This is a genomic window from Euzebya tangerina (assembly GCF_003074135.1).
Classification (GTDB): Bacteria; Actinomycetota; Nitriliruptoria; order Euzebyales; family Euzebyaceae; genus Euzebya; species Euzebya tangerina.
Window position 1 is genome coordinate 337869 of the sequence record NZ_PPDK01000003.1, and the last position, 25805, is coordinate 363673.

The window sequence follows — 25805 nt, forward strand, 5'->3', positions numbered from 1 at the left end:
GTCACGCAGCCGCCAGTCGGCGGGCGGTGACGAGTGCCTGCGCGGTCTCCGCCGCAACCGCGGCATCGCGGCAGTAGGCGTCGGCCCCGACGGCCGCCCCGAACTCCTCGTTCAGCGGCGCGCCCCCGACCAGCACGATGTAGTCGTCCCGGATGCCGCGCTTCTTCATCTCCTCGATGACCACCTTCATGTACGGCATCGTGGTGGTCAGCAGTGCGGACATGCCCAAGACGTCGGGCTTGTGCTCCTCCAGCGCGGCGATGTAGGTCTCGGCTTCGATGTTGATGCCGATGTCGATGACCTCGAACCCGGCGCCCTCGAGCATCATCCCCACCAGGTTCTTGCCGATGTCGTGGATGTCGCCCTTGACGGTGCCGATGACGATCTTGCCGACCTGTTCAGCTCCGGTCTCGGCCAGCAGCGGCCGCAGCAGCTCCATGCCGGCCTTCATCGCGTTCGCGGCCAGGAGGACCTCGGGGACGAACAGGATCCCGTCCCGGAAGTCGATCCCGACGATGCGCATGCCCTCCACGAGTGCGTCCGCCAAGACCTTCTGCGCATCCCAGCCGCGATCGAGCAGGATCTGTGTCCCCTCCGCGATCTCCTCGGCCAACCCGTCGTAGAGGTCGTCGTGCATCTGGGCGACGAGTTCCTCGTCGTCGAGCGCCGAGAGGTCCAGGTCGTCGTCTTGCTCCATCGTCACCACCAGGGTTGTTCCGCTATGCGGTACTGTTCTACCAGGTGGCATTCTAGCAATTCTCTCGTGCGGAGTCGAGAGCTAGGATTCAGGCCCGAGCCAGGAGGCACTGGTGCATCGACCTCTTCACAGGCACATCGTCGCGGCGATCGGCCTTCTCTGCCTCCTCATCGTCACCATCTCCCCTGCTGAGGCTCAGTCCGAGCAGCCCCCGTCTGCCGACGACCAGGTGCCGACGGTGCGATTGGCGCGTCCCACCTGGGACACCGGCTGGTTCCAGGCGGAGATCAACCGCATCCTCCTGGAACGCCTGGGATTCGCGGTCGACGGCCCACAGACCATGGAGAACGAGGCCTTCTACGATGCGGTCGCCCGTGGCGACATCGATCTGTGGGCCAACGGCTGGTTCCCGCTCCACGGCCCACTCCTCGGCGATGACGACGACGTCCGCATCGTCGGAACCCAAGTGGACGACGGTGCCCTCCAGGGGTACTTCACTGACCTCGCCACGGCCGAGGAGGTCGGGATCACCTCGCTCGGTGACCTGGCCGATCCCGAGATCGCCGCGCGGTTCGACACTGACGAGGACGGACGTGCCGACCTGATCGGCTGCAACCTCGAGTGGGCCTGTCACGAGATCGTCGAGCACCACCTGACCGCGTACGAGCTGACCGACACGGTCGAACAGGTCTCGGGCGACTACTCGCCGCTCATGGAGGAGACGGTGCGACGCTTCCAGGCCGGCGAGCCGGTGCTGTACTACACGTTCACCCCGAACTGGATCCCGGCGTTCCTGGAGCCCGGCGAGGACGTCGCCTGGCTGCAGACCCCCTTCCCCAGCCTGCCCGAGCCGTCTCCGGACCCGTCGGTGCTGGACTCGATGACGCTGGCGGACGTGCCCGGTTGCGCCGATGATCCCTGTCAGACCGGCTGGGCACCCAACGACATCCGGGCGGTGGCCGGCGCCTCGTTCCTCGACGCCAACCCACAGGTCGAGACGCTGCTGGAGCAGGTGCAGATCCCGCTTGCCGACATCCAGCGTCAGAACGCGCGGATGGTCGACGGCGAGGGCGACAGCACCGACATCGCCCGACACGCCGAGGAGTGGGTGGCTGAACATGAGGCCACCGTCCAGGAGTGGCTGAACCTGGCCGACCCGGATGCCGTGCCCCTCGACCAGCAGCGAGGAACGGGCCCGGCTGGCACGGGCGAGACCTGGCAGGTCGCGGTGCGGACCTTCGAACCGTTCGTCACCTACGAGAACCGTGTCTATGGCGGGTTCTCGGTGGAGCTGACCGAACTCCTCGCCGCGCGGATGGGCGTCGAGGTCGAGTACTACGGGGTCAACAGCGTCGCCAAGCAGATCGACGACGTGCAACGCGGCGCCGCCGATCTCGCCCTCTCCGGCATCAGCATCACCGCCGACCGGGAGGCCGGGATCGACTTCTCCCTGCCGGTGTTCGACACCGGTCTGACCATCCTGGTTCCTGCTGACCAGGGCCGTGGGATCGGTGATCGCATCCGGTCGCTGGCGGGGGCAATCTTCACCACCGAACTGCCATGGCTGATCCTGGCCTTCGTGCTCGTGCTGCTCCTCGCGGCGCACATGATCTGGTGGCTCGAACGGCGGGACAACCCCGACTTCCCCGAGCTGTACGGCCGCGGGATCTGGGACTCCTTCTGGTGGTCGGCGGTGACGATCACCACGGTCGGGTACGGCGACAAGGCACCGAAGGGCGTCGCCGGGCGGGGCTTCGCGCTGCTGTGGATGATCGCCGGCTACTTCGTGTTCGCCTCGTTCACCGCATCGATCACGTCCTCGCTGGCCGTCGATGAGTTGCAGGGCTCGATCGCCGGACCGTCAGACCTTCCCAACCACGTCGTGGCCACGCTCCCGAACTCCCCGGCCGAGGCGTACCTGAACGGGCAGGGCATCGGACCGGTGCTGGTCGGAGACCTGCCGGAGGCCTACGAACTGCTCGACGAGGGTGAGGTCGACGCCATCGTCTTCGACGCCCCGATCCTGCAGTTCTTCGCGGCCCGGGAGGGCAGCGGACGGTTCCGCACCGTCGGGCCGGTGTTCGAAGACGTCCGCTACGGGATCGCCGTCGGGGACGACGCCGATCGCCGCGAGCAGATCAACCTGGCATTGCTCGACGTGATCGAGAGCGGTGTCTACGACCAGCTGCACGACCAGTGGTTCGGGGCGCTCGCCGATTGATCGTGTGACCAATCGGTGAGCGCCCTCGTCGGGGCCGCGTCAGCCTCGTGCCGTCTCCAACCACCCGTCCACGAGCTCGCGGTTGTCCTCGATCCAGTCCGCCGCGTCCTGGGCGACCTGGGCGTCGGTGTACTCGCCCGCTTCGTTCATCCGGGCGTTCTGGTCGGCGATGTCCTGCAACGGGATCTCCACGACCTCGAGCAGTCGTCGCACCACCGGGTTGTCGTCCAGGAAGTCCGGGTTGGCGACAGCACGGATGTCGTTGACCACCCAACCGAGGTCGCAGGGCTCCTCGCCCGCACAACCCTCGATGTCGACCTCGGTCGACTCCTCGACGTCCTCCCGTGCCGTCGACTCCAGCCAGACGACATCCTCACCGGGCTGCAGCACGTCGATCGTCCAGTTCGGGGTCCAGGTGTAGAACAGCGTCGGCTCGCCCTCCTCGACGCGGCTCTGGACGTCCTCGAGCAGGTCGTTGTACTCGCCGACGACCTGCTCGACGTTGTCCCCCCACCCGAGCTCCTCGATCTGTGAGGTGATCTCGAGGTTGCAGCCCCACCCCTCGTTGCAGCCCTGCAGGTCAGCCCGACCGTTGCCGTCGATGTCGAAGACGGCCGCGACGGCTGGATCGGACAGGTCATCCATCGACGTGATGCCCATCTCCTCCGCCGTGGCCCGGTCGATCAGGTAGCCCTGGACGGCTCCTCCCTCGACCTGGGTGCCGACGACCTCGATCGACTCCGAGATCTCCTGCCCGGTGAAGAGCGGGCGGCTCAAGTAGATGTCGTGGAGCGGGAACCAGCCGTTGGCCCAGAGGTCGACCTGTCCTTGCGCAAGAGCCGGATAGAACGTGGCGGCATCGCGGGTGAGGTCGGCGGGGTCGCTGACCTCATAGTCCAGTTCCTCGAGCAGTTGACGGTAGATCTCGGCTTGCATCCAGCCGGTATCCCAGGTGGCACGGGCCATCGTGATGCTGGCGCCACCACCTCCTTCCCCTGCAGCGGGCCCGCCATCGGCAGTCCCGTCGTCGGTGCTGTTGCAGCCAGCCAACGCCAGCAGCAGCACGACCAGCACTGCCAGGTGGCGATCAGGTTGAAAGCGCGTCCTGGCCACAGTGATCACGCGTCCTTCTCGTCGTCGGCGCTCGGCTTGTCGGCCACGGCGACGGCTGCGGGCTGGTCAGTCGACTCCACCGCGGCGTCGCCATCCGGCACACCGCCCTCGCCACCCGGGTCAACCCGTTCGTACAGCCCCGTGTGCTGGGCTCGATGCAGCGCAGCGTCGTAGTGCGCCCCGAGCAGGTCGAGCTCTTCGTTGAAGGCGATGTAGAGGCTGTAGCACATGATCAGCAGGACGATGGCGAACGGCAGCCCGGTCGTGATCGCGGCGGTCTGGAGGGCATCCAGGCCACCACCGATCAGCAGCACCGCGGCCAGCAGCCCCTCCATGATCGCCCAGAAGACGCGCTGCGGGACTGGGGAGTCCAGCTTGCCGCCGGAGGTCAGGTGGTCCACGACCAGCGACCCCGAGTCGGAGGAGGTGACGAAGAACGATGTCACCAACAGGATGCCGAGGATCGAGGTGACCGAGGTGAGTGGGAACGCCTCGAGCATGTCGAAGAGCGCCGTCGCGACATCCTCGTTGACTGCCGCTGCGACGTCGCGGACACCGTTCAGCTGCAGGTTGATCGCCGTGCCACCGAAGACCGACATCCACAGCGCCGACAGCAGTGTCGGGAACGCCACGACGCCGAGCAGCAACTCACGGACCGAGCGCCCCTTGGAGATGCGGGCGATGAACATGCCCACGAATGGCGACCACGAGATCCACCAGCCCCAGTAGAAGATCGTCCACGATCCCTGCCACTCGCCTGCCGTGAACGCCTCGTTCCAGAAGGACAGCCGTGGCAGGACCGTGATGTACTCGCCGAGACTCTCCACGAACACGCTGGCGATGAACAGCGTCGGCCCCACGACGATGATGAAGATCATGAAGGCCATCGCCAGATAGATGTTGATCTGGCTGAGTCGCTTCACGCCGCCATCGAGCCCGGCGACGACGCTCATGGTGGCCATCCCGGTGATCACCGCGATCAGGAGCACCTGGAACCCGGTACCCGTCGGGGTCCCGAACAGGAATCCGAGACCGGCGGCGGCCTGACCGACACCGAACCCGAGTGAGGTGGCCAGGCCGAAGAGGGTGGCGAGGACGGTGAGGATGTCGATGACATTGCCCCACGTGCCGTAGATCCTCGGCCCCAGGATCGGGTAGAAGACCGAGCGGAACGTCAGGGGGAGGCCGCGGTTGTAGGCGAAGAAGGCGAGTGCCAGCGAGACCAGCGCGTAGATCGACCAGGGGTGCAGGCCCCAGTGGAAGAAGGTCGTGGCCAGGGCGGCGTTACCGGCCTCCCCCGTGCCACCCTCGACCCCGAACAGCGGCGCGGGGCCGGTGAAGTGATAGATCGGTTCGGCGACGGACCAGAACATCAGACCGATCCCCATGCCTGCACTGATGAGCATCGCGTACCAGGCGCCGGAGGAGAACTCCGGCTGGGCGGTCGGTCCACCGATCCGGATCTTGCCGTAGCGGCTGAAGGCGAAGAACCCGCAGGCCAGGACGAAGATGTTGGCCGCCATGATGTAGAGCCAGCCGAAGGTGTTGCCGACGAAGTTGAGGACGGTGTCGAAGGCACTCGACGCCTGCTCCTGGAAGATCAACGTGAGGGCGACGAAGGCGACGAGGATGCCGCCCGACCAGAAGGTCACCTGCGGGTGCAGGTCGAAGCCCCACTTGACGATGTTGGTGTCGCCGGGTTCGCGGTCTGCCACCTCGGGGTAGAAGTCGATGTCAGGATCGATCTGCAGACCCTCGAACTTGGCTCTCTCGTGGATGGCCGCGTGCCGTCTGTGGCGCTCCTCGGCCTCCACGGCGTCATGTTCGGCGACCTCGTCTGTCAGGTCATCGTGGTGCGAATCGTTCTCGGCCATCCAGCACTCCCTAGTGTCACGCCGGGAGGACGGCGGACGACCTGAGCCTCCCGAGGCGGGTTGAGTCGGCGGGACCTTATCAAACCGCCGGTCCACCCTTTGGGATTATCCCACATGGTGGAACATCGCCTACAGGTCGTCCGTCAGTCCCGGCTGTGGGGGTCGGCGGGTGAGGCGCAATCAGGACTCCGCGAGTTCGGCGAGCTCCAACCAGCGTGTCTCGACCGAGTCCAACTCGGTGTTCACCGCCGACAGATCCTCGGCGAGGCTCGCGGCGACGACGTAGTCATCAGCTGCGTCCACCAACTGCGCCTCCAACGCCTCCCGTCTGGCCTCGAGTTCAGGAATGCGCCGTTCCAGCCGCTTGTACTCACGCTTGTCGTTGTACGTCAGCTTCTGACGGGACACCGCGGGCTCTTCGGAGCCTCCGCTCGACTCCGTCTGGTGCGCCTGCCGCGAGAGCTTGGCGATACGTGCCTGCTCCTTCTGCTGCTCGCGGTAGGCAGTCCACCCACCCGGTTGGTGCTGCAGACGGCCGTCGGGCTGGATGGCGTAGAGGTCGGTGCACACGCGGTCGAGGAAGTGGCGGTCGTGGGATGCGACCAGCAGGGCGCCCGGCCAGCTGTCCAGGTAGCTCTCGAGCATGGTGAGCGTGTCCAGGTCCAGGTCGTTGGTCGGCTCGTCCAGGATCAGGTAGTTGGGGGCGTCGGCCAGGACCCGCAGCAGTTCCAACCGTCGCCGCTCGCCGCCGCTGAGCTCCTCCACGTAGGCCCGCTGAGCCGGCTTGGTGAACAGGAACCGCTCCAGCAGATCGCCCGCGCTGACGACCAGGCCGTCGATGGTGGAGGCCTCCTCGGCCACCTCGCGCACCGCGTCGATCACCCGAGTTCGCGGGGCGAGCCTGGCCGGGTCCTGGCCGTACCAGCCCACGTGGACGGTCGCGCCGAGCCGAACGGATCCCGTGTCGGGTTCCAGCCGGCCAGCCAGGAGTTGCAGGAGCGTGGACTTGCCCGAGCCGTTGGGTCCCACGAAGCCCCAGCGGGCGTCCGGCGCCACGAGCAGGTCGACGTCCTGGAGGACGGTTCGGCCGTCATAGGACTTCCCCGCGTTGGTGGCGTTCGCGACGGTCGAGCCCAGACGGCGCGAGGGGAAGTCGATCGACAGCTCGCGCTCCTCGACCCTGATGGACGTCTGCTCGATCAGCTCGTTCGCAGCATCGACCCGGTACTTGGCCTTGGACGTTCGGGCCTTCGGTCCACGGCGCAGCCACTCGAGCTCCGTCCGGGCAAGGTTCGCACGCTTGCGAGCCTCGGCTTGGGCCTGCTCCACCCGGGTGGCTCGCGCCTCCAGGTACTCCGCGTACGAGCCGTGATGGGTGAAGACCTCGCCCTCGTGGACCTCGATGATCCGGTCGGCGACGCGGCTGAGCAGGTAGCGGTCGTGGGTGACGAACAGCAGGGCGCCGGGGCGGCTGAGGAGCAGACCCTCCAGCCATTCGATGACGTCGGGGTCGAGGTGGTTGGTCGGCTCGTCCAGGATGAGCAGGTCGGGATCGTCCGCGAGGACGGTGGCCAGGGCGACCCGGCGGCGCTGCCCGCCGCTCAGGGTCCCGACCGGCTGGGTGACGTCGCCGAGCCCCAGCTTGTCGAGGTAGGCCTCGGCCTGTCGTGAGCCACCGGCTGCCTCGAGGGGCGTGTGACCGGAAGGCAGGTCGGGGTCCTGGTCCAGGTAGCGGACCCGCAGGCCGCCGCGGTGGACGACCCGCCCATCGTCCGCGGGCTCGAGGCCGGCGATGATCTTGAGCAGGGTCGACTTGCCGCTGCCGTTGATCCCGATGACGCCGGCACGGTCGCCGTCGTCCAGGCCCAGGCTGACGCCGTCGAGTGGGACCTTCTCGGCGTACTGCTTCCGGACGTTCTCCAGGCTGACGATGTTCATCGGGCGTCGCTGATCCCCCGTCCTGCGGGGAGGGTTACCGACATGGCGGGGAGGGTTACCGGCATGGCGGGGAGGGTGACGGCCCCCATCACTGGAGGAAGCCGACCGCCTCGCGGACGTCGGCCATGGTCTGCTCCGCCACCTCGCCGGCCTTCGTGGCCCCAGCGGCCAGCATCCGCCTCACCTCGGCCGGGTCCTTCTCCAGTTCGGCGTAGCGCTCACGGGCCGGTCGGACGAAGTCGTTCACGGCCTCGGCGACCGTCTTCTTGAGATCCCCGTACATCTTGCCCTCGAAGTCGGCCTCGAGGGTCGGGATGTCCCTGCCGGTCACGGCGCTCAGCAGGTCGAGCAGGTTGGTCACGCCAGGCTTGTCCGGGCCGGCCACGACCTCCGAGCCCGAGTCGGTGACGGCCCGCATGATCTTCTTGGCCGTCTGCTTCTCGGTCTCGGCCAGCAGGATCGCTCCAGACTGGCTCTCGGCCGACTTGGACATCTTGTCCTCGGGGCGCTGCAGGTCCATCACACGAGCGCCGGCTCTTGGGATCGTGGCCTTGGGGATGACGAAGGTCTCGCCATGCCGGGCGTTGAAGCGCTGCGCCACGTCGCGCGTGAGCTCGATGTGCTGGGTCTGGTCATCGCCGACGGGGACCTCGTCCGTCTGGTACAGCAGGATGTCGGCGGCCATGAGCGTCGGATAGGTGTAGAGGCCGGCACTGACCCCATCCTTGCCGTCGGACTTCTCCTTGAACTGGGTCATCCGGTTGAGCTCGCCCATCTGGGTGGTGCACGCGAGGATCCAGGCCAGCTCGGTGTGTTGGCGGACGTGGGACTGCACGAAGACGGTCGAGACCTCGGGGTCCAGGCCTGCTGCGAACAGCCACATCGCAAGGTCGAGGGTCTTCTCGCGCACCTCGCCCGGCGGCTTGGGGATGGTGATGGCGTGCAGGTCGACGATGCAGAAGACGTGGTCGGGCTGTTGCTCGTCGGCCCAGCGCGAGATCGCCCCGATCCAGTTGCCCAGGTGCGGGTCGCCGGTCGGTTGGATGCCTGAGAACACGCGGGGCACGGTCGTCTCTCCTGAATGTGAGGTGCGTCGAGCTTTCGAGCGTAGCTACCCGTCGAGTGGTGGGACGGGCGGGTCACAACCGGCGACGCTGTCGACGGCCCATCCGCCCCCTCGTCCCGTGGCGTTGGCCTGCACGACCTCCTTGCCCCGCAGCACCAGGGTTGCTCGAGTTCCGTCCGCCGAGATCACGATCTCGCCGCCGTAGGTATCCCGATACGGCTCAAGTTGCTCCCGGAGCACCGTCTCCGCGTCCGGGGCGTATGCACCGCCCTGATCAAGTAGTCCGTCGATGCCCCAACTCCCTCCGGCGCACCGGTCCAGGTATCCGTCGCGAGGTTGATCGACAGCTTCGACCTCGTAGGTGATTCGCACGATGTCGCCCTCGGAGAACTCAGGTTCGCCTTGGGTCGACGGCCGGGCCCAGCGGACGACCTGGTCGAGCACGTACCGGCCCGTCAAGACCGGAGTCGGACCAACCGCTGCATCGTCGGTCTGGATGCGGACGAGGCGGGACGCGGACTCATCCTCGGTGAGCTCGACGTAGCGAAGATCGGTGGTACAGGGGATGACCACCTCGTCGCGCTCGGGGTCGTACTGGGCGCCACACCCTCGGCCAGACGTCACGAGTTGACCCTCACCGAAGCGATTTTGTGTGATGCCCACGAAGCGTGGGTCGTCCAGCAGCAGATCACCGTCGCTGGACGTGAAGATGACATCGTGCCGTGCCTCACCGCCCTCCACGAACCGGTCCGGACGGGTGACCGAGACCGTGTAAGGAGCGTCGGCGGGCGTTTGGCCATCCAGCGCCAACAGTTCGATGGAGACCCTGATGTTGATCACGTCGGATGCAGACGGTGGCGGAGTCGGCTGGAGTGCAACCTGCGCCTCGTCCAGCACAGCTTCGCACACCGCGGCCTCCCCGCCCAGGGCGATCACCGTCGTGGCGTCCAACCGACGAACCTCCTCAGCAACCTGAACGGGCAGATCGTTGCAGCCTGGCACCAGCAGAATCGGGCCGTCTGTCAGCGTTCCGCCGACGATGGCGTCCACGGGGTTGTCTGCGTTGGCCAAGTATGCGACATCGGCTCCGTCCGGGAACGCGCGCTGGGCGATGGCCACGGCCGTGTCGATCCGGGTCTCACCCGCCAGTCGGTCGCTGCTCTGACGGGTCTCGGCCATGGACGCTGCAGCGCCCGCCAGTACAAGGACCGCCAGACTCAGGACGGTGAGTGACCGCCATCGGGCGGCCGATGGTCTCCGGCCTCGCGGGTGGACTGGCGGCGGGTGCATTACTCAGGCTCCAAACAGAGGGGGAGGGTTGCGACGTCTCTTGGACGCCACGCGGGGCCGCCGTGTTCCCACTGGATCCGTCGGAACCATCCCGCAGTCAGATCGTCGGCCACTCCAGTTGCTGCGCGAGCCCGGCGCCGTCGATGGCGAGGAGTTGGCTCCCGCCCACTGCGGTCATGGTGTCCCCAGAGCGGTGCAACCACTGGATGCCCTTCGTACGCGGATCGACGATGAGCATTTCCTGGACGCCGTGTGCAGCGTAGAACTCGAGCTTCTCCCAGGATTCATCGCCTGGAGACACGATCTCGACGACGATCTCGGCGGTCGGATGAAAGACGGCGGACGACCGCACGGTGAGGAACGCCTGGTCCGGCACTCGGTAGTCATCGGGCTGGCCGATGTTGATGGGGCCGAACCCGACGAGGTCCACCGCGTCAGCGAGTGGCCCGAGCACCCGGCTCAGCTGGTGATCGAGGTCGCCATGCGCACCGCTCGGCGCCGGGGCCACGTGTCGCACCCCCGCCCAGACTTCGTCATAGGTGTCCAGACCACGAACGCGCCGCTCTTCGAGCCACTCCGCGACGAGCGGGGGTGTCTCGATCAGGACTGTCCGCATCGGAATCGATCGTATCCTCCATGGGCGGATGACCGTACTCCACGTGCCTCGATCGCCTGATCGGTTGTCCACAGGGCCGTTCCAGCGGAGCGGAGTCGGCTGGCGACGCCGGGTGCCCGGGACGCACGGAGCAGGCCGATGAGCGGCGACGTCCAGCCCATCGGCGTCGCCGTGGCGCTGGTGCTCATCCTCGTGGCAGCAGGGGTGTCGTGGCGGTTCAGGCTGGGCCTGATCCGCGACCTGGGTGGGGCGACCGTTCTCGCGCTGGTCCAGTTGCTCATCGTCGGCTCGGCGCTGGGCTTGATCATCGCGCCCGAGCAGCCCATCGCCTACAGCTGGGTGTGGGTCGTCGGAATCATCGGTGCCGCCGTGTGGACCGTCCGAAGCCGGGTGCCACACGCCCCCGGTGTCACCGTGGCAGCAGCGCTCGCATTCGGCGCCACAGCCGCGGTGTCGCTGGGCGTCCTCTTCGGGCTCCGGGTGTTTCCGCTGGAGGGGCGGACGCTGATCCCGCTGGCCGGGATGGCACTGGGCAACTCCATGACGGCCACCATCGTGGCCGCGAGGACGATGACCGAGCGCTTCGTGAGCGACATCGGACAGGTCGAGGCCGGCCTTGCGCTCGGGATGACGCCAGGTCAAGCGGTCGAACCCATGCTGCGCCTGGTCCTGCGGGATGCCCTCTCACCGCAGATCGAGCGCACCAGGACCGTCGGGATCGTGTCCCTCCCCGGCGCGATGGTAGGGCTGATCCTGGCCGGCGTGGAACCGGTTGACGCGGTGCTGGTCCAGATCGTGGTGATGTACCTGGTCCTCGGAGCGGTCGCGACCTCGACGAGTGTGATTGCCCTGGTGATCAGCCGCCAGCTCTTCACCGCCGACTGGCGGCCACGTCGAGACGTCGTTGGAGACGCGTAGGGCCGACTAGTCCTTTCGGCTCAACTCGGTGGTCCGGCGGCCTTAAGGGCTCAAGGTGAGCGCTCACTCGACGAAATTCAGCACCATGCCAATACTACTAAGAGTGCTCTCGACAGTCGTTTCTGTAGTGTCACTAATGGTTGCTGGTCCTGGCATTGCGCTGGGCGACACGCCGCCGCAGGACCCGGGGCTCTCCGTGGGCAAGGCGCACGATCATGCCGTGGCGGCTGACGTTGTCACGACGCTGGGCATCAACGGTGGCAGCGCGACGGGTCTGGGCGTCGGTGTGGCGTTGATCGACACGGGTGTCAGCCCGGTTGCGGGACTCGAGGACGTGGTCTTCGGGACCGACGTGTCATCGGATCAAACCGTTCCGGCTCTTCGCGACCTCGACGCCTTCGGGCACGGGACGCACCTGGCCGGTCTGATCACGTCGGACCGTCCTGACGCGCCGGGCGTCGCCCCCGATGCGCGACTGGTGTCGATCAAGGCCGGGGCCTCCGACGGCTCGGTCGAGACCGAGCAGGTCATCCAGGCTGTCGAGTGGGCGACGGCGAATCGGACCAGCCACGGAATCGATGTGTTGGTGTTGGCGTACGGAACCGAGGACCGCGATCCGAATGCCGAGGCACTGGTCGAGGCCGTTGACGCCGCTGCTGAAGCAGGCATCGTCGTGGTCGTCTCGGCCGGCAACCATGGGGCCGAGGCGCCGGAGGTGTCCCATCCGGCCAGCAGCCACCGGGTCATCGCGGTCGGCGCCGTCGAGGGATGGCAGACGGCCGAGGCGTCCGACGACGCGGTTGCGGCGTACTCCCCCGTCGGGACGGCGCTGCGTGGACCGGACGTTCTGGCGCCGGGGACACGCGTGGTGTCGACCGGCGTGCCAGGATCGTGGTTGTCGGAGGCCAACCCGGTGGCGGACCGCGGACGTGGCCTGTTCCGGGGGACTGGCACGTCGCAGTCGGCTGCCATCGTCGGCGGGGCCGCAGCGCTGCTCCTCGAGGTGGCCCCCTCGCTCTCCCCCGACGAGGTCGCCAGTGTGTTGGTCCGGACCAGCACGGCGATCGATGGGAGCACGGCCGGCGTGATCGATGTCGAGGCGGCCCTGGCGGCCATCGGGGCATCTTCAGTCGACGAGGGGCCGGACCTAGGCTGGGACGGCCAACGCTGGGACGGCCAACGCTGGGACGGCCAACGCTGGGACGGCCAACGCTGGGACGGCCAACGCTGGGACGGCCAACGCTGGGACGGCCAACGCTGGGACTAGTTCTTTGGCGGTACGCTCAGATACCGAGCGCACAAGTCGATGATGTAGGGAGCGATGTCCCAGACCAGCAGCGGTGGTGATGCCGGAGCACGGCGCATCTGGCTGCTCAGCGCTGCCCTGACCCTGGTCGCCCTACTCGGGACCGGCACGCTCCCGACGCCAGCACAGACCAGCCAGACGTTCCTGTCACTGGCCGCAATGACCGGTGCGTTCGTCATCTTCGAGTGGCAGACCATCTCCATTCGACTGGCGAAGCAGACCACCAGCCTGACCCTCAGCGAGATCCCCCTGGTCATCGGCCTATTCATCGTCAGCCCCGTCGTCCTGGTCGTCTCACGGGTGCTCTCGGTCCTCATCAGCTCTCTGCTGGTGATACGGCAGCAGCCGTTCAAGGCCGCCTACAACGCGGCCTTCATGTGGCTCGAGACGCTCCTGTGCGTCGTCGCCTTCCAACTCGTCGCCCCCTCCGACGTGGGCGACGCCCTCCGCGTCTCCGTCGTGGTCCTGCTGGTCGCGATCATCACCGCCTTCGGCAGCACGGCGGCCATGTCCGCCGCCGTCTCGGCCTATCGGGGACAGCTGAAGGTGATCCGGCCGGCTTCCGTCCTCTACCAGACCTTCGGCCCCGCCTTCGCCAGTGCTGCGTTCGGCCTCCTGACGCTGGCGATCTGGGAAGCGTCACCGTGGCTCACCTGGGCCCCGCTCCTCACGGTCATCGTGCTGTACCTCGGCTATCGCAGCCACATCGACCTGATCCATCTTCACGAGCGGCTCGGTCAGGTGCTCACCTTCACGCGGGACACCAGCGGCGGTGACGGGGACGACACGGTCCTGGCACAGGTCCTGGGCACCACACGAGATCTGGGGGGCGTCCACCGAGCGGGGATCGTGGCGCACACCGCCGACGGGCAGGTCCTCTCAACGATCGGTGACTTCGGCGATCGGCAGGCCCAGAACCTGCTGGAGGGGACGATCTCGGAGTCCGACCGCACCACCACGCTCACGTGGCCGCTCGGCGAGAACAGCGCGTTCACGTTGATCGTCCAGACCGACCCCGACGGCCCCTCCTCCAGCGTCCTTGCCGGGACCATCTCACAGATCGTGAACCACGCCTCCGTCGCGCTCAGCAACGCCTCCAAGTCGGCTGCGCTCCGCGAACAGGCCGAGGATGCTGCCCGCCGGGCCCTCGTCGACTCGCTGACCGGGTTGCCCAATCGCTCGGCCCTGCTGAAGGAGATAGCCAAGATCCTGTCGGCCGAGATGCCCTTCGCGACGCTCCTCATGGACCTCAACAACTTCAAGGAGATCAACGACGCGCTGGGGCACTCCGCCGGCGACGACGTGCTGATCGAGGTGTCGAAGCGCCTCCAGCCGATGGCCGAGGACCTGCTGCTGGTCTCGCGACTGGGTGGTGACGAGTTCGCCGTCCTGGTGGCCGGGGATGAGGCGGTCGCTCGTCGGACCGCCCAGCGGATCCTGCGCGAGGTGCGCCGTCCGGTTCGTGTGGGTCAGTACAGCCTCCAGGTCGACGGCTCGATCGGCATCGCGATGTACCCGGAGGACGGCAAGGACGCGGTCGAGCTGCTCAAGCACGCGGATCTGGCCATGTACGACGCCAAGGCCAGCAGCGAGAAGGTGGTGACGTTCGGCGCGGCGGCAGCCGGTCGGGCGTTTCGACAGCTGGAGGTCAGCACCCGCTTCCGCGACGCCCTGGGCGACCGTGAGATCATCGCCGCCTACCAGCCTCAGATCGAGCTCAAGACGGGTCGACTGGTGGGCGTCGAGGCGCTGGCACGGTGGCACGACAACGAGCTGGGTCAGGTCCTGCCCGAGGAGTTCATCCGGGTCGCCGAGCAGTCCGGCCTGCTACAGGAGCTGACCGATGTGGTCCTCGACGACGCGCTGCACTGGCACTGCGAGTGGGCGCGAGAGGGCTTGGACGTCCCCGTCTCGGTCAACGTCAGCCCCCGCTCGTTGCTCGACATCGGGCTGCCACGCCGTGTCGATCGGCTGCTGGCACACCATGGCGCGGACCCCACGAACCTGACACTCGAGATCACGGAGAGCAGCGTGATCAGCGATCCGGGACGGTCGTTGATCGTCCTCAACGAGCTGGCCGAGTTGGGCGTGCGATTGTCGATCGACGACTTCGGGACCGGGTACTCCTCGCTGGCCTACCTGCAGCGGCTGCCCGTTCGCGAGATCAAGATCGACAAGTCCTTCGTGCTGCCGATCGCAGCCGATCCGGACAGCAGCACGCCGCTGGTCGGCGGGATCCTGCGACTGTGCCATGAGCTCGGCTTCGAGGTGGTGGCGGAGGGCATCGAGACCGCCGCGATCCAGTTGACCCTGGAGACCATGGCGTGTGATCGAGGGCAGGGATTCCACATCGCATTCCCCATGCCTCCACAGCATCTGCCCGACTGGTCGCGAGCCCGTGACCGCAACGCATCGGACGCCACGCCGGAGCCGACCTACTAGGGATTGGTTTTTCCTCAGGCGAGGTGTATAGGATCCGGCCAGCTGGACTAGTCAGATCCTAACGGGGAGCGACTGTCCAGCCGCCGCCATATCGCCGATCAGAAGGAACCACTTCGCGCATGGGACACACCCGTCTTTCCCGAGCACATCGACACGTGCTCCTCCTCGGCAGCGTCATCGCCATGATCCTGGCTCTGATGCCTGCCATCCCCGGTCTCGCCGAGTCCGCGCAATCCGCAGACGAGCGCACCGAGACCACCGTCGCAGATCAACGAGACCAACTCGAGGAGGCCGGCGCTCGTGCGGTCCCCGCCGCAGGGGTGAACCAGTTCATCCCAGGTGAGAGCGAGACCGGCCTGTGGATCGTCCGACTGACGGAGGACTCGTTGGCCGCCCACGCCGAGGGGCGGGCCGAGTTCCAGCAGGAGGGGGCGAACGGTGCCCGCCTGGACGCGAACTCCGACGCCGCAGTGGCCTACTCCCAGCAGCTGACCAGCCGCCAGGACGTGGTGCTGGAGAGCGTCACCGATGTCCTCGAGCGTGAGGTGGAGGTGGCCTACCGCTACACCGCAGCCTTCAACGGATTCGCCGTCGAGGTGTCGGCGAACGAGGCCAGCAGCATCGCAGCGCTTCCGGGCGTTGCCAGCGTGCAGCCCGACTTCGTCCGCCAGCTGACCTCAGATGTCGGTCCCTCCTACATCAACGCCCTCGAGTACGTCGACGACGTGGTCTCGCCGCTGATCGAGACCGACACCGGCACGGGCACGTTGGGTGAGGGGATGGTCGCCGGCATCCTGGACTCCGGCATCTCGCCCGCCAACCCCTCCTTCGCGGCCAGCGTCCCGGTCGCCGACGGCGGCGACGGCTACGTCCACACCTACGACGGCGACTACCTCGGGGTCTGCGACCCGACGAACGACAGCTCGGACCCGCTGAACCTGCCCGACCCGTTCTGCAACGACAAGCTCATCGGTGCCTGGAACTTCGTACCGGTGGCCCAGTCGGAGTTCGGCGCCCGCGACGACGACGGTCACGGGTCGCACACGGCCTCGACGACCGCCGGAAATCAGGTGCTCGCCACCATCGGTGACACCGAGACCGAGACGCAGGTCACCATCTCCGGTGTGGCTCCCCACGCCCACATCATCTCCTACCGCGTCTGCGACATCGGGGGCTGCCCCGGCTCGGCGATCCTGGCCGGGATCAACCAGACGGTGCTCGACGGCATCGTCGACGTGATCAACTACTCCATCGGTTCGAGCGCACCGGCTCGGCCCTGGGAGGACCCTGACACGTTGGCCTTCCTCGACGCTCGCGCGGCCGGCATCTTCGTCGCCACCTCCAACGGCAACTCGGGACCGCTGCCGGCGACCGTCGGCTCTCCTGCCGGCACGCCCTGGATGACCAGCGTCGGTGCCAGCCAGCACAGCCGGTCCTACCTGCAGACCCTCGACGTCATCGAGGGATCCACGGTGGTCGACAGCTTCACCGGCAAGGGCTTCACACCCGGTCTGCCCGATGCTGCACCGATCGTCTACGCCGGCGATTTCGGTAGTCCGCTGTGCATCCCCGAGGACTTCGAGCCCGGCACCGACTTCTCCGGCCAGATCGTGATCTGTGACCGCGGCGAGATCGGCCGGGTCCAGAAGAGCGTCAACGTCGCTGAACTCGGTGCCGTCGGCTTCATCCACGTCAACGACCCCGTCAACTCCGCGTCATTGAGCGGCGACGCCTTCGCACTGCCCGGCATCCACCTGACCGACGTCGATGGTGGTGCCCTGAAGGACCTGGTCGCCGCCGGCGCGGTCGAGGGGACGATCAGCCCGACCGAGGCCGTCATCGACGACGACTTCGGTCTGCTGCAGGCCTCGTTCTCCTCCCGCGGGCCGAACCGCGGCGTGGACTACCTGACCCCGGACGTCACCGCTCCCGGTGTCGACATCATCGCCGCGATCGGCATCGCCACCGCGGCCAACAACGCACCGGTGGAGTGGGGCTTCCTCTCGGGAACGTCGATGTCCTCACCGCACGTCGCAGGCGCTGGTGTCCTGCTGGCTGCCGCCCACCCCGAGTGGACGCCAGCCGAGATCCAGTCCGCTCTGATGCTGACGGCGCGGTACGACGGCCTCCTGAAGGAGGACAACGCCACGCCGAGTGATCCGTACGACCACGGGGCCGGCTACGTCGACGTCGACTCTGCCAACGACACCGGTCTGATCATGGATGCGCCGCTGATCGAGTACACCGACGCCAACCCGGCTGAGGGTGGCGACCCGACCGACCTCAACCACGCCTCGCTGTCGAACCAGGACTGCCTGGACAGCTGCAGCTGGACCCGGACCATGACGCCGCTCATCGAGGGCGACTGGGTGGTGTCTGTCGTGAGCGATGACGGACTGGACCTGACCACGAGCGCCGATGGCGTGGAGGTCAGCACCACACCGGACACCGACTTCGACATCGAGGTGACCGCCTCGGTGACCGGCGCACCGGTCGGGGAGCCGCTGTTCGGGCGCGTCGTCTTCGATGCCGACGACCCGTCGGTCCCGGATGCCCACCTGACCGTCGCCGTGATCCCCTCCGCCGGAGTGGTTCCGGACGAGATCGTCGCCGACACCCGTCGTGACGCGGGCAGCGTCGTCGAGGAGGGCCTGGAGACCATCGCGGCCGACCCGCTCGAGATCGAGGTCACCGGCCTCGTCGCCGGCGACGTCACCGAGGGTGCGGTCCCGCAGGACCCGACCAACGACGAGATCTACGACACCGACAGCGGCACCGAGACCACCGTCGTCGAGGTACCTGCGGGCACCAGTCGCTTCATCGCCGAGATCGTGGACTCCGAAGCGCCGGACCTCGACCTCTTCGTCGGGACCGGTGACACTCCGTCTGCCGAGACGGAGTTGTGCCGGTCGACCTCGGCCACGGCCGCGGAGTTCTGCGAGCTGACTGATCCGGAGGCCGGCACCTACTGGATCCTGGTCCAGAACTGGACCGCCTCGGCACCCGATGCCGTGGACGCCTACTCCCTGTCGACCGTCCTGGTCGGCGGCGACGAGGGCAACCTCGCCGTGATCCCGTCCGTGGAGTCGCCCGACTTGGGTGTCCCCTACGACCTGACCGTCGCCTACGACGAGGAGATGGAACCAGGCCGCAGCTACTACGGCACGATCACCCTCAGCTCGGATGAGAACCTCATCGGGACCATCCCGGTGACGATCAACCGCTTCGAGGACGACGTGGTCAAGACGGCGAACGTCGAGGAAGCCGAGACCGGTGACACCGTCAGCTACACCATCGAGGTGCTCGACAACGTCACCGACACCGACATCGAGTACGAGATAGTCGACGAGCTGCCCGACGGCATGGAGTTGGTGGAGGACTCGATCCAGGTCGACGGGGAAGACCCCGGCGATGAGGTGTCGGTCGACGACAACACCATCACCTGGACCCCCACCCAGCCGACGCTGGTCGGCTTGGACGGAACCTACGAGGTGGTGGTCGGTGACCCCGCCGGCTCAGACCTCGAGATCTCCTGCTTCAACAACTTCAGCTACCTGGACCTCACCGCGTTCGGCATTCCACCCGGTCCTGACTTCGACGGCGACCTGTTCGCCTTCACCGCCTTCGCCACGGGTGAGCCGTTGCCGTTCTACGAGGACGCCTACCCGGGTGTGGTCTTCACCTCCGATGGTTACCTCGACTACACCTACGACGGCATCGTCTTCGACGGCGCCACCATCCCCGATCCGGCGGACCCGAACGGCATCACCGCGCTGCTGATGCAGGACCTGGTGGTCTCGGCGGATCTGACCCCGGGATCGCAGACGGGCATCCGTCTGGCGTCGACCGGCGACACGCCGGGCGCGCTGTGGATCGTCGACTACGACACCGTCGCCCCTGCGGGTGGCGGAGCCCCGTCGACCTTCCAGTTCACCGGCGTCCGCGGTGTCTCCGACGCCCCTGGCGTCTACGAGTTCGGCATCGGGTTCGAGACCGTTGGCGACCTGTCAGAGACGGCAACCGTCGGGGTCGAGAACACCACGGGCACCATCGGGACCGCCATCTCGAGCCTGGGTGACGGCGTCGATGACATCGTCGACGGCGCGACCTTCTGCTTCGACTACGTGGGCCCGTCCTTGGACCCGACGGTCCTCACCTTCGACGCCACGGTGGCCGAGGGTGTGGAGGGCACAGTGACCAACCAGGCCATCTCGATCGACACGGCTGACCCGTTCAGCCAGCTGGTCCCGACCAGCGCCTCGGTCGAGGTGACCGACACGCGCCCTGAGCCGACGGACCCCCCGACGGAGCCAACGGACCCGCCAACCGAGCCCACCGACCCCCCGACCGAGCCCACCGACCCACCGACCGAGCCGACCGACCCCCCGACAGGTGAGGTGGAGCGTCTGGCCGGACTCAGCCGGATCGAGACGGCCGTCGCCATCTCCCAGAACCTCTTCCCCGAGGACGGGAGTGCCGACGCGGTGATCATCGCTCGGGCCGACATCCCCTTCGATGCCCTCGCATCCACGCCGCTGGCACCGGAGCTGAACGGCCCGCTGCTGCTCAGCCCGACGGCTGAGTTGCACCCCGCGACGTTGGCGGAGATCGAGCGCGTGCTGGCTGACGACGGCCAGGTGATCGTGCTCGGTGGCACGGCCGCGCTCTCCGCCGAGGTGGAGGCCGAACTTGCCGCGCAGGGCGACGTCACCCGACTGTCCGGTCCCACCCGTGTGGAGACCGCGCTCGACGTGGCCGACTTCATCGGTGATCCGGATGCCATCCTGATCGCCAGCGCCGACAACTTCCCGGACGCGCTGACCGGTGGTGCGGCGGCAGCCCAGGCCGACGGTCTGGTGCTGCTCTCACCCGAGGCCAGCGCACACCCCGCCGTCGTCGCCTACCTGGAGGACCGGCCGGACACCGACGTGTTCGCCATCGGCGGGCCTGCCGCCGGTGTCTTCCCTGACGCAACCGCGATCAGCGGAACGGGCCGGGAGGCCACAGCACGACTCGTCGCCGAGGAGTTCTTCGACGACCCGACCACGATTGGCCTGGCCGTCGGCAACAACTTCGCCGACGCGCTGACGGGTGGCGCTCATGCGGCACTCTCTGGCGGACCGGTCCTGTTGACCCCCACCGACCTGCTCCACCCGGAGGTGGAGGCCTACATCTGCGGAACCGGCCCAGCTGACGGCTTCATCTACGGCGGTACGGCCGCGATCGATGAGAGCGTCGAGGACGCCTTCACCGACCGGCTGAGCGGGGAGGGCTGCGACAGCTAGTCACGCCCGGAAGCACGACGGCCGCCCCGATTCGGGGCGGCCGTCTGTGGTTCTGAGTGGGTGGACTTCCTGCCGCTAGGCGGCGGGAAGTCCACCCGCCCTATCTAGGACCGCTTAGCCGCAGCCTCCTGCAGCGCTGTCACGATGTCGGGGTTGGCCAGCGTGGTGGCGTCCCCGAGCTCGGTCCCCTCGGCGATCTGCTTGAGCAGACGCCGCATGATCTTGCCCGACCGGGTCTTCGGCAGGTCCGGGGTGAAATACACCTCCGCCGGACGGGCGATCTTGCCGATCTGCTCGCCGACGTGGACCTTGAGCTCGGCCTCGAGCTCATCCGACGCCTCGTACCCGCCGACCAGCGTGACGAAGGCGCTGATGGCCTGACCGGTCAGGTCGTCCGCACGGCCGACCACGGCCGACTCAGCCACGGACTCGTGGTCCACCAGGGCCGACTCGATCTCCGTCGTGGACATGCGGTGCCCGCTGACGTTCATGACGTCGTCGACGCGTCCCAGGACCCAGATCGCGCCGTCCTCGTCCAGCTTGGCGCCGTCGCCTGCGAAGTAGGTGTCACCGCCGAAGCGCGCCCAGTAGGTGTCCTTGAAGCGCTGGTCGTCACCCCAGATGGTCCGAAGCATCGACGGCCACGGCCGCTGGATCGTGAGGTAGCCGCCCTGCCCGGGCTCCACCGGGTCACCGAGGTCATCCACCACGACGGCCTTGATCCCTGGGAAGGCACGCATCGCCGACCCCGGCTTGCTGGCCGTGATGCCCGGCAGCGGGGTGATCATGTGCCCACCGGTCTCGGTCTGCCACCAGGTGTCGACGATGGGCGCGTCCTCGGGGCCGATGTGTTCGCGATACCACATCCACGCCTCGGGGTTGATCGGCTCACCGACCGTCCCGAGCACGCGGAGGGAGGACAGGTCCTTCGACTCCGGGTACTCCGCGCCCCACTTCATGAACGCTCGGATGGCGGTCGGTGCCGTGTAGAGGATCGTGACGCCGTACCGCTCGACGATGTCCCAGAAGCGATCCTTGTCCGGGAAGTCCGGCGTTCCCTCGTACATCACGCTGGTGGTCTGGTTCGCCAGCGGCGCGTAGACGATGTAGCTGTGACCGGTCACCCAGCCGATGTCCGCGGCGCACCAGTACACATCGGTGTCGGGCTTGAGGTCGAAGGTAAGGCGCTGGGTCGCGGTGGTCTGGGTGAGGTAGCCACCCGTGGTGTGCACGATGCCCTTCGGTTTTCCGGTGGTGCCGGAGGTGTAGAGGATGTAGAGGACGTCCTCGGCGTCCATCTCCTCCGCGGCACACTCGGTGGACTGGCCAGCGATGGCCTCGTGGTACCAGACGTCGCGTCCGTCCTGCATGGAGATGGCGAGCCCGGTGCGATCGACCACCACCACGGTCTCGACGGAGTCGCCCGAGGCCTTCTCGATGGCCTCGTCCACCGCGGACTTGAGGGGGATCTGCTTGCCGCGACGGTTGGCCCCGTCACTGGTGATGACCATCTTGGCGTCGGCGTCGTCGATCCGGTCGGCCAATGACTGGCTGGAGAAGCCAGCGAAGACCACGGAGTGGATCGCCCCGATGCGGGCGCAGGCCAGCATGGCGACCGGCAGTTCGGGGATCATCGGGAGGTAGATCGCGACCCGATCGCCCTTGCCGACCCCGTGGGCCTTCAGCGCGTTGGCGAACTGGCAGACCTCGTCCTTGAGCTGGCTGTAGGTGATGGTCCGGGTCTCACCGACTGGCTCACCCTCCCAGTGGTAGGCCACCTTGTCGCCCGCGCCGGACTCGATGTGGCGGTCCAGGCAGTTGTCGCTGATGTTCAAGGTGCCGCCGACGAACCACTTGGCGTGCGGCGCCTCCCACTCGAGCACCGTGTCCCACGGCTTCATCCACCGCAGCTTCTCGGCGTGGCCGGCCCACCAGCCCTCGAAGTCGGCGTCCGCCTCCTCGTAGACAGCCGGGTCGCTGAGGTTGGCTTGGGCGGCGAACGCCTCCGTGGGCGGGAAGGTCCGCTCCTCGCGGGAGAGGTTCTCGATGGCGGCTTCGTGACTCATGGGAACGCGGCTCCGTATCGCTGGATGATCGAGTGGCGTGTCGGTCGGTGATCTAGCCTACAAACGCATGGTTGCACAGTTCCTGGAAGGCACGCCGGTCGCCGAAGCCGTTCTCGATGCTGCCGCAGCACGCGTCGCCGAGATGGCGGAGCAGGGGGTGACGCCGGGGCTGGGGACGATCCTCGTGGGCGACGACGGGCCCTCGGCCGGCTACGTGCGGAAGAAGCACGAGGCGTGCGAGCGGATCGGGTTGGCCTCGTTCAACATCGAGATCCCGGCGGGGGCGGGTCAGACGGCCCTGCTCGAGGCCGTGGACGCCTTCAACGGCAACGACGAGGTGGACGGCTACATCATCCAGCACCCGGTGCCCGACGGCTTCGACTTCAACGCGGCACTGGCCAGGATGGACCCGCAGAAGGACGCGGACGGGCTGCACCCGACCAACCTGGGACGGCTGGTGCTGCAGGAGCCGGGGCCGGTCCCCTGCACCCCGGCAGGCATCCAGGCCATGCTCACCCACTACGGAATCGACACGGCGGGCAAGAACGTCGTCGTGGTCGGCCGCGGCCCGACGCTCGGACGTCCCATGGCGCTGATGCTGTCCAACAAGGGCGCGGGCGGCGATGCGGCGGTGACGGTTGTTCACTCCCGCGTCCCAGACCTGGCCGAGTACACGCGTGCCGCCGACATCGTGATCGGCGCGGTGGGCGTGCCGAACATCATCCAGCCCGACATGGTCCGCCCCGGCGCCGTCGTGGTGAGCGGTGGGATCACCTGGGAGGGGCGGAAGCTGCTGCCTGACGTGGACGAGTCGGTCGCCGAGGTCGCCTCCTGGATCACCCCCCGTCTTGGCGGTGTCGGGCCGACCACCGTGGCGATGCTGCTCAACAACACGGTCGCTGCCGCGGAGCGCCGCGTGCACTGAGCCGATGTGGAGCCGGGTCGCCACGGTCGCGCTAGCCAGGCGCCAGCACCTCGAGGGTGACCAGCGTGGGTCCCGAGTCGACGGTGATCCCGATGACCTGACCCGCCCCGACCGTCAGGTCGATCCGGTCGAACCCGGCATCGGGCAGCCGGTCGTTGATCGTGACGACGGTCTGCAGCCCAGTCGCCAGGTTGGTCACGCGGACGTCGGTGCCGAACTCCAGGGTCGGATGGGCGGCGGTCGGGCCCTGCGGGTCGAAGGTGTCGCCGCTGGCCGTGGTCGTGCTCGTGATGCCCGGTCCGTACACCGTCGCCGTGGCGTCGAACGCCTCGACCACCTCACGCTGTCCTGCGGCCTCGGAGCCCTGCGCGGTGCTCTGGTCCGTGGTCGCGGTCCCAGACTCGGTTGCAGATGACTCAGGGGCATCGGCGTCACCACCGACCAGCACCCGGATCAGCAACCAGAGCACCAGCAGGGCCGTGAGCACGAGCAGCACCGCGTAGACGATGACGCCGCGCTCGGTCAGTCGGGTGCCGTCAGGCACCAGACCGATCCGTCGGGCGCCGGACTCGATGCGGTCGGCGATGTGCTGCAGGTCAGGACGGCGGGCGTCTGGGTCGATCACAGGGCGGCACCGTAGCGGCTGAGCCCCCGACCGGCTCACAACGCTCAGCCCCCGCCAGTCACCACCAGCCGTGGCAGGCCACCGAGGATGCGAGGGATCAAGCCGATCATCCACACCAGGGTCCAGGCCGAGCGACGTCGGACGTGCACCAGCCGTCTCGCCGTGCCGATCAGCGCAAGCGTCACCACGACGACCAGCGGGACCACGGCCGCGGCCTGGCTGGTCACGGCCAGTGCCACACCGCCGACTGCCACCAGGATCAGGCCGGCGATGACGTCCGCCAGCCAGGTGGCCCGCGGGTCGCCGTACGCCTGGCGTCCCGAGAGCAGCTCACTCCACGCCCACGGCGGCGCGAACAGCCCGAGGGCCGCCCGGCGGGTCAGGACGTGGGTGAGGAGGTGGGCAGCAACGGCGCCGATGAGCACCGACCGCACGAGCGTGGCGTCGATGAGGGAGGGCTGGGTCTGCCGGGCAGCCCAGACCGTCGCCGGGATCACCGTCACGGCCGTCAGTGCGACGAGCGCCCATCGGGGCCCGCCGATCAGCCGCTCCGGCGGGTCATGTCGGAGCGGTGGCACCAGTCGGGTGGCCAGGTCCTGCTCGCCCCGTACCGGCGTCGGGGGATCGGCCGTGACGGGCCGTGGATCGGTCAGGTCGGTGCAGCGCAGCGGCCGCGCGGCCGGGTCGGGGTCCAGCGCGGCACACACGGCGCGAGGGAGGTCGTGCGCCCAGGGGTCGCGGAGGACGGGCACGAGCGAGCCGCCACGTCGACCGGTGAGCAGCGCGGCTGCCGTCGCCGCCAGCGAGTAGACGTCGGCGAGCGGGCCGAAGTGACCGGAGTGGACCTCGGGAGCGACGTAGGCGGGCGTGCCGACGCGGGTCAGATCCCGCGTGTCCAACCCCCGCATGGTGGAGGGGTCGACCAGTACCAGCCCATCCCGGGAGGCGATCAGGTTGCCCGGCTTCACGTCGCGGTGGATCAGCGGGACGCCCTCGGACCAGGCGCCGGCGTGCAGCAGATCGAGTGCTTCGGCGATGGGGGCCAGGCGCTCGAGCGCATCCGGGATGGGGCCAACCGACTGGAGCGACGGGCCCTCGACCAGGTCCATCTCGACGAACCCCCAGCCAGCGAGGTCGCCTGCCGTGAAGCGGCCGCCTCGACTGACCTGAACGAGCGCAGGGTGGTCGATGCGGACCAGCCAGGCACCCCGACGCCGCACCTCCTCGGGGGCCGGGAGCACCGCAGGACGGACCAGCTTCAGGGCACACGAGGTCCCGTCGGGACGGGTTGCGCACCACACATCCCCCTCGCCGCCGCTGCCGAGCAGCGAGACCAGACGACGATCGGCGATCACATCTCCGGGCCCGACCTCCATACGACTCCGACGGTAGCGCCGTGGCGGCACCGATCCGACGTCCCGCC

Annotated in this window: 15 protein-coding genes and 2 pseudogenes; 7 read left to right on the plus strand and 10 right to left on the minus strand. The window is 67.9% G+C overall.

All coding sequences use genetic code 11. The features are described 5' to 3' along the window. Position 1 precedes the first annotated feature (1 nt). Entirely contained in the window at positions 2-697 is a 696-nt protein-coding gene (locus C1746_RS19985; RefSeq protein ID WP_116716685.1) for a corrinoid protein, read from the minus strand. Between the two features lie 112 nt (positions 698-809). Here C1746_RS19985 and proX (C1746_RS19990) point away from each other — a divergent pair, with 112 nt between their 5' ends. After that, on the plus strand, positions 810-2918 hold the full coding sequence (gene proX, locus C1746_RS19990; RefSeq protein WP_116716519.1) for a glycine betaine/L-proline ABC transporter substrate-binding protein ProX: 2109 nt from the start codon (positions 810-812) through the stop codon (positions 2916-2918). A gap of 39 nt (positions 2919-2957) precedes the next feature. Here the strand turns inward: proX (C1746_RS19990) and proX (C1746_RS19995) are convergent, their stop codons facing one another. The 6 genes from proX (C1746_RS19995) to C1746_RS20020 all read right to left on the minus strand — a co-directional run bounded on the left by proX (C1746_RS19995) (position 2958) and on the right by C1746_RS20020 (position 10815). Then, positions 2958-4040: a glycine betaine/L-proline ABC transporter substrate-binding protein ProX gene (gene proX, locus C1746_RS19995; protein WP_116716520.1), complete on the minus strand. Its 1083-nt coding sequence runs from the start codon at positions 4038-4040 to the stop codon at positions 2958-2960. Then, the gene (locus tag C1746_RS20000; RefSeq protein ID WP_116716521.1) at positions 4037-5905 is read right to left on the minus strand and encodes a BCCT family transporter; all 1869 of its coding nucleotides are present in this window, start codon (positions 5903-5905) and stop codon (positions 4037-4039) included. Before C1746_RS20000 ends, proX (C1746_RS19995) begins: the two co-directional genes overlap by 4 nt. Positions 5906-6085: 180 nt before the next feature. Then, positions 6086-7843: an ABC-F family ATP-binding cassette domain-containing protein gene (locus C1746_RS20005; RefSeq protein ID WP_116716522.1), complete on the minus strand. Its 1758-nt coding sequence runs from the start codon at positions 7841-7843 to the stop codon at positions 6086-6088. An 88-nt stretch (positions 7844-7931) separates the two neighbouring features. Then, positions 7932-8909, minus strand: coding sequence for a tryptophan--tRNA ligase (trpS, locus tag C1746_RS20010; RefSeq protein WP_116716523.1), 978 nt, complete (start codon positions 8907-8909; stop codon positions 7932-7934). 45 nt (positions 8910-8954) lie between these two features. After that, positions 8955-10088 (minus strand): cell wall-binding repeat-containing protein, encoded by a 1134-nt coding sequence (locus C1746_RS20015; RefSeq protein WP_162868006.1) that lies wholly within the window; start codon positions 10086-10088, stop codon positions 8955-8957. Positions 10089-10296: 208 nt separating this feature from the next. After that, positions 10297-10815 carry a Uma2 family endonuclease gene (locus C1746_RS20020; protein ID WP_116716525.1) on the minus strand — a complete coding sequence of 173 codons (519 nt, stop codon included), beginning with the start codon at positions 10813-10815 and terminating at the stop codon, positions 10297-10299. Between the two features lie 138 nt (positions 10816-10953). On the opposite strand from C1746_RS20020, the gene C1746_RS20025 reads away from it, so the two are divergent. From C1746_RS20025 to C1746_RS20045, 5 genes and pseudogenes are all read left to right on the plus strand, one after another. Next, positions 10954-11733 (plus strand): ABC transporter permease, encoded by a 780-nt coding sequence (locus tag C1746_RS20025; RefSeq protein ID WP_116716526.1) that lies wholly within the window; start codon positions 10954-10956, stop codon positions 11731-11733. Between the two features lie 136 nt (positions 11734-11869). After that, positions 11870-12784, plus strand: a pseudogene (locus C1746_RS22630) (S8 family serine peptidase); the annotation flags it as partial. A 154-nt stretch (positions 12785-12938) separates the two neighbouring features. Further along, positions 12939-13043: pseudogene (locus C1746_RS23285) on the plus strand (hypothetical protein); the annotation flags it as partial. An 11-nt stretch (positions 13044-13054) separates the two neighbouring features. Next, positions 13055-15481, plus strand: a complete 2427-nt coding sequence (locus C1746_RS20040; RefSeq protein ID WP_116716528.1) for a putative bifunctional diguanylate cyclase/phosphodiesterase — start codon at positions 13055-13057, stop codon at positions 15479-15481. Positions 15482-15600: 119 nt separating this feature from the next. Next, positions 15601-20766 carry a cell wall-binding repeat-containing protein gene (locus C1746_RS20045; protein ID WP_116716529.1) on the plus strand — a complete coding sequence of 1722 codons (5166 nt, stop codon included), beginning with the start codon at positions 15601-15603 and terminating at the stop codon, positions 20764-20766. Between the two features lie 104 nt (positions 20767-20870). On the opposite strand, the gene acs is transcribed toward C1746_RS20045, so the two are convergent. Next, entirely contained in the window at positions 20871-22832 is a 1962-nt protein-coding gene (gene acs, locus C1746_RS20050) for an acetate--CoA ligase (RefSeq protein WP_116716530.1), read from the minus strand. A 67-nt stretch (positions 22833-22899) separates the two neighbouring features. On the opposite strand from acs, the gene C1746_RS20055 reads away from it, so the two are divergent. Next, positions 22900-23757 (plus strand): bifunctional 5,10-methylenetetrahydrofolate dehydrogenase/5,10-methenyltetrahydrofolate cyclohydrolase, encoded by an 858-nt coding sequence (locus C1746_RS20055; protein ID WP_116716531.1) that lies wholly within the window; start codon positions 22900-22902, stop codon positions 23755-23757. Between the two features lie 31 nt (positions 23758-23788). Here the strand turns inward: C1746_RS20055 and C1746_RS20060 are convergent, their stop codons facing one another. Together C1746_RS20060 and C1746_RS20065 are read right to left on the minus strand one after the other, a co-directional pair. Continuing rightward, positions 23789-24382, minus strand: a complete 594-nt coding sequence (locus C1746_RS20060; protein WP_162868008.1) for a septal ring lytic transglycosylase RlpA family protein — start codon at positions 24380-24382, stop codon at positions 23789-23791. A gap of 44 nt (positions 24383-24426) precedes the next feature. After that, positions 24427-25758: a protein kinase domain-containing protein gene (locus C1746_RS20065; RefSeq protein WP_116716533.1), complete on the minus strand. Its 1332-nt coding sequence runs from the start codon at positions 25756-25758 to the stop codon at positions 24427-24429. Positions 25759-25805 lie beyond the last annotated feature (47 nt).

Coding starts and splice junctions, on each gene's coding strand:
- C1746_RS20065 (WP_116716533.1), bottom strand. CDS start 25,758: ATGGAGGTCGGGCCCGGAGATGTGATCGCCGATCGTCGTCTGGTCTCG.
- C1746_RS20000 (WP_116716521.1), bottom strand. CDS start 5,905: ATGGCCGAGAACGATTCGCACCACGATGACCTGACAGACGAGGTCGCC.
- acs (WP_116716530.1), bottom strand. CDS start 22,832: ATGAGTCACGAAGCCGCCATCGAGAACCTCTCCCGCGAGGAGCGGACC.
- C1746_RS20015 (WP_162868006.1), bottom strand. CDS start 10,088: ATGGCCGAGACCCGTCAGAGCAGCGACCGACTGGCGGGTGAGACCCGG.
- C1746_RS20005 (WP_116716522.1), bottom strand. CDS start 7,843: ATGAACATCGTCAGCCTGGAGAACGTCCGGAAGCAGTACGCCGAGAAG.
- C1746_RS19985 (WP_116716685.1), bottom strand. CDS start 697: ATGGAGCAAGACGACGACCTGGACCTCTCGGCGCTCGACGACGAGGAA.
- C1746_RS20020 (WP_116716525.1), bottom strand. CDS start 10,815: ATGCGGACAGTCCTGATCGAGACACCCCCGCTCGTCGCGGAGTGGCTC.
- C1746_RS20055 (WP_116716531.1), top strand. CDS start 22,900: ATGGTTGCACAGTTCCTGGAAGGCACGCCGGTCGCCGAAGCCGTTCTC.
- C1746_RS20045 (WP_116716529.1), top strand. CDS start 15,601: ATGGGACACACCCGTCTTTCCCGAGCACATCGACACGTGCTCCTCCTC.
- C1746_RS20025 (WP_116716526.1), top strand. CDS start 10,954: ATGAGCGGCGACGTCCAGCCCATCGGCGTCGCCGTGGCGCTGGTGCTC.
- C1746_RS20040 (WP_116716528.1), top strand. CDS start 13,055: ATGTCCCAGACCAGCAGCGGTGGTGATGCCGGAGCACGGCGCATCTGG.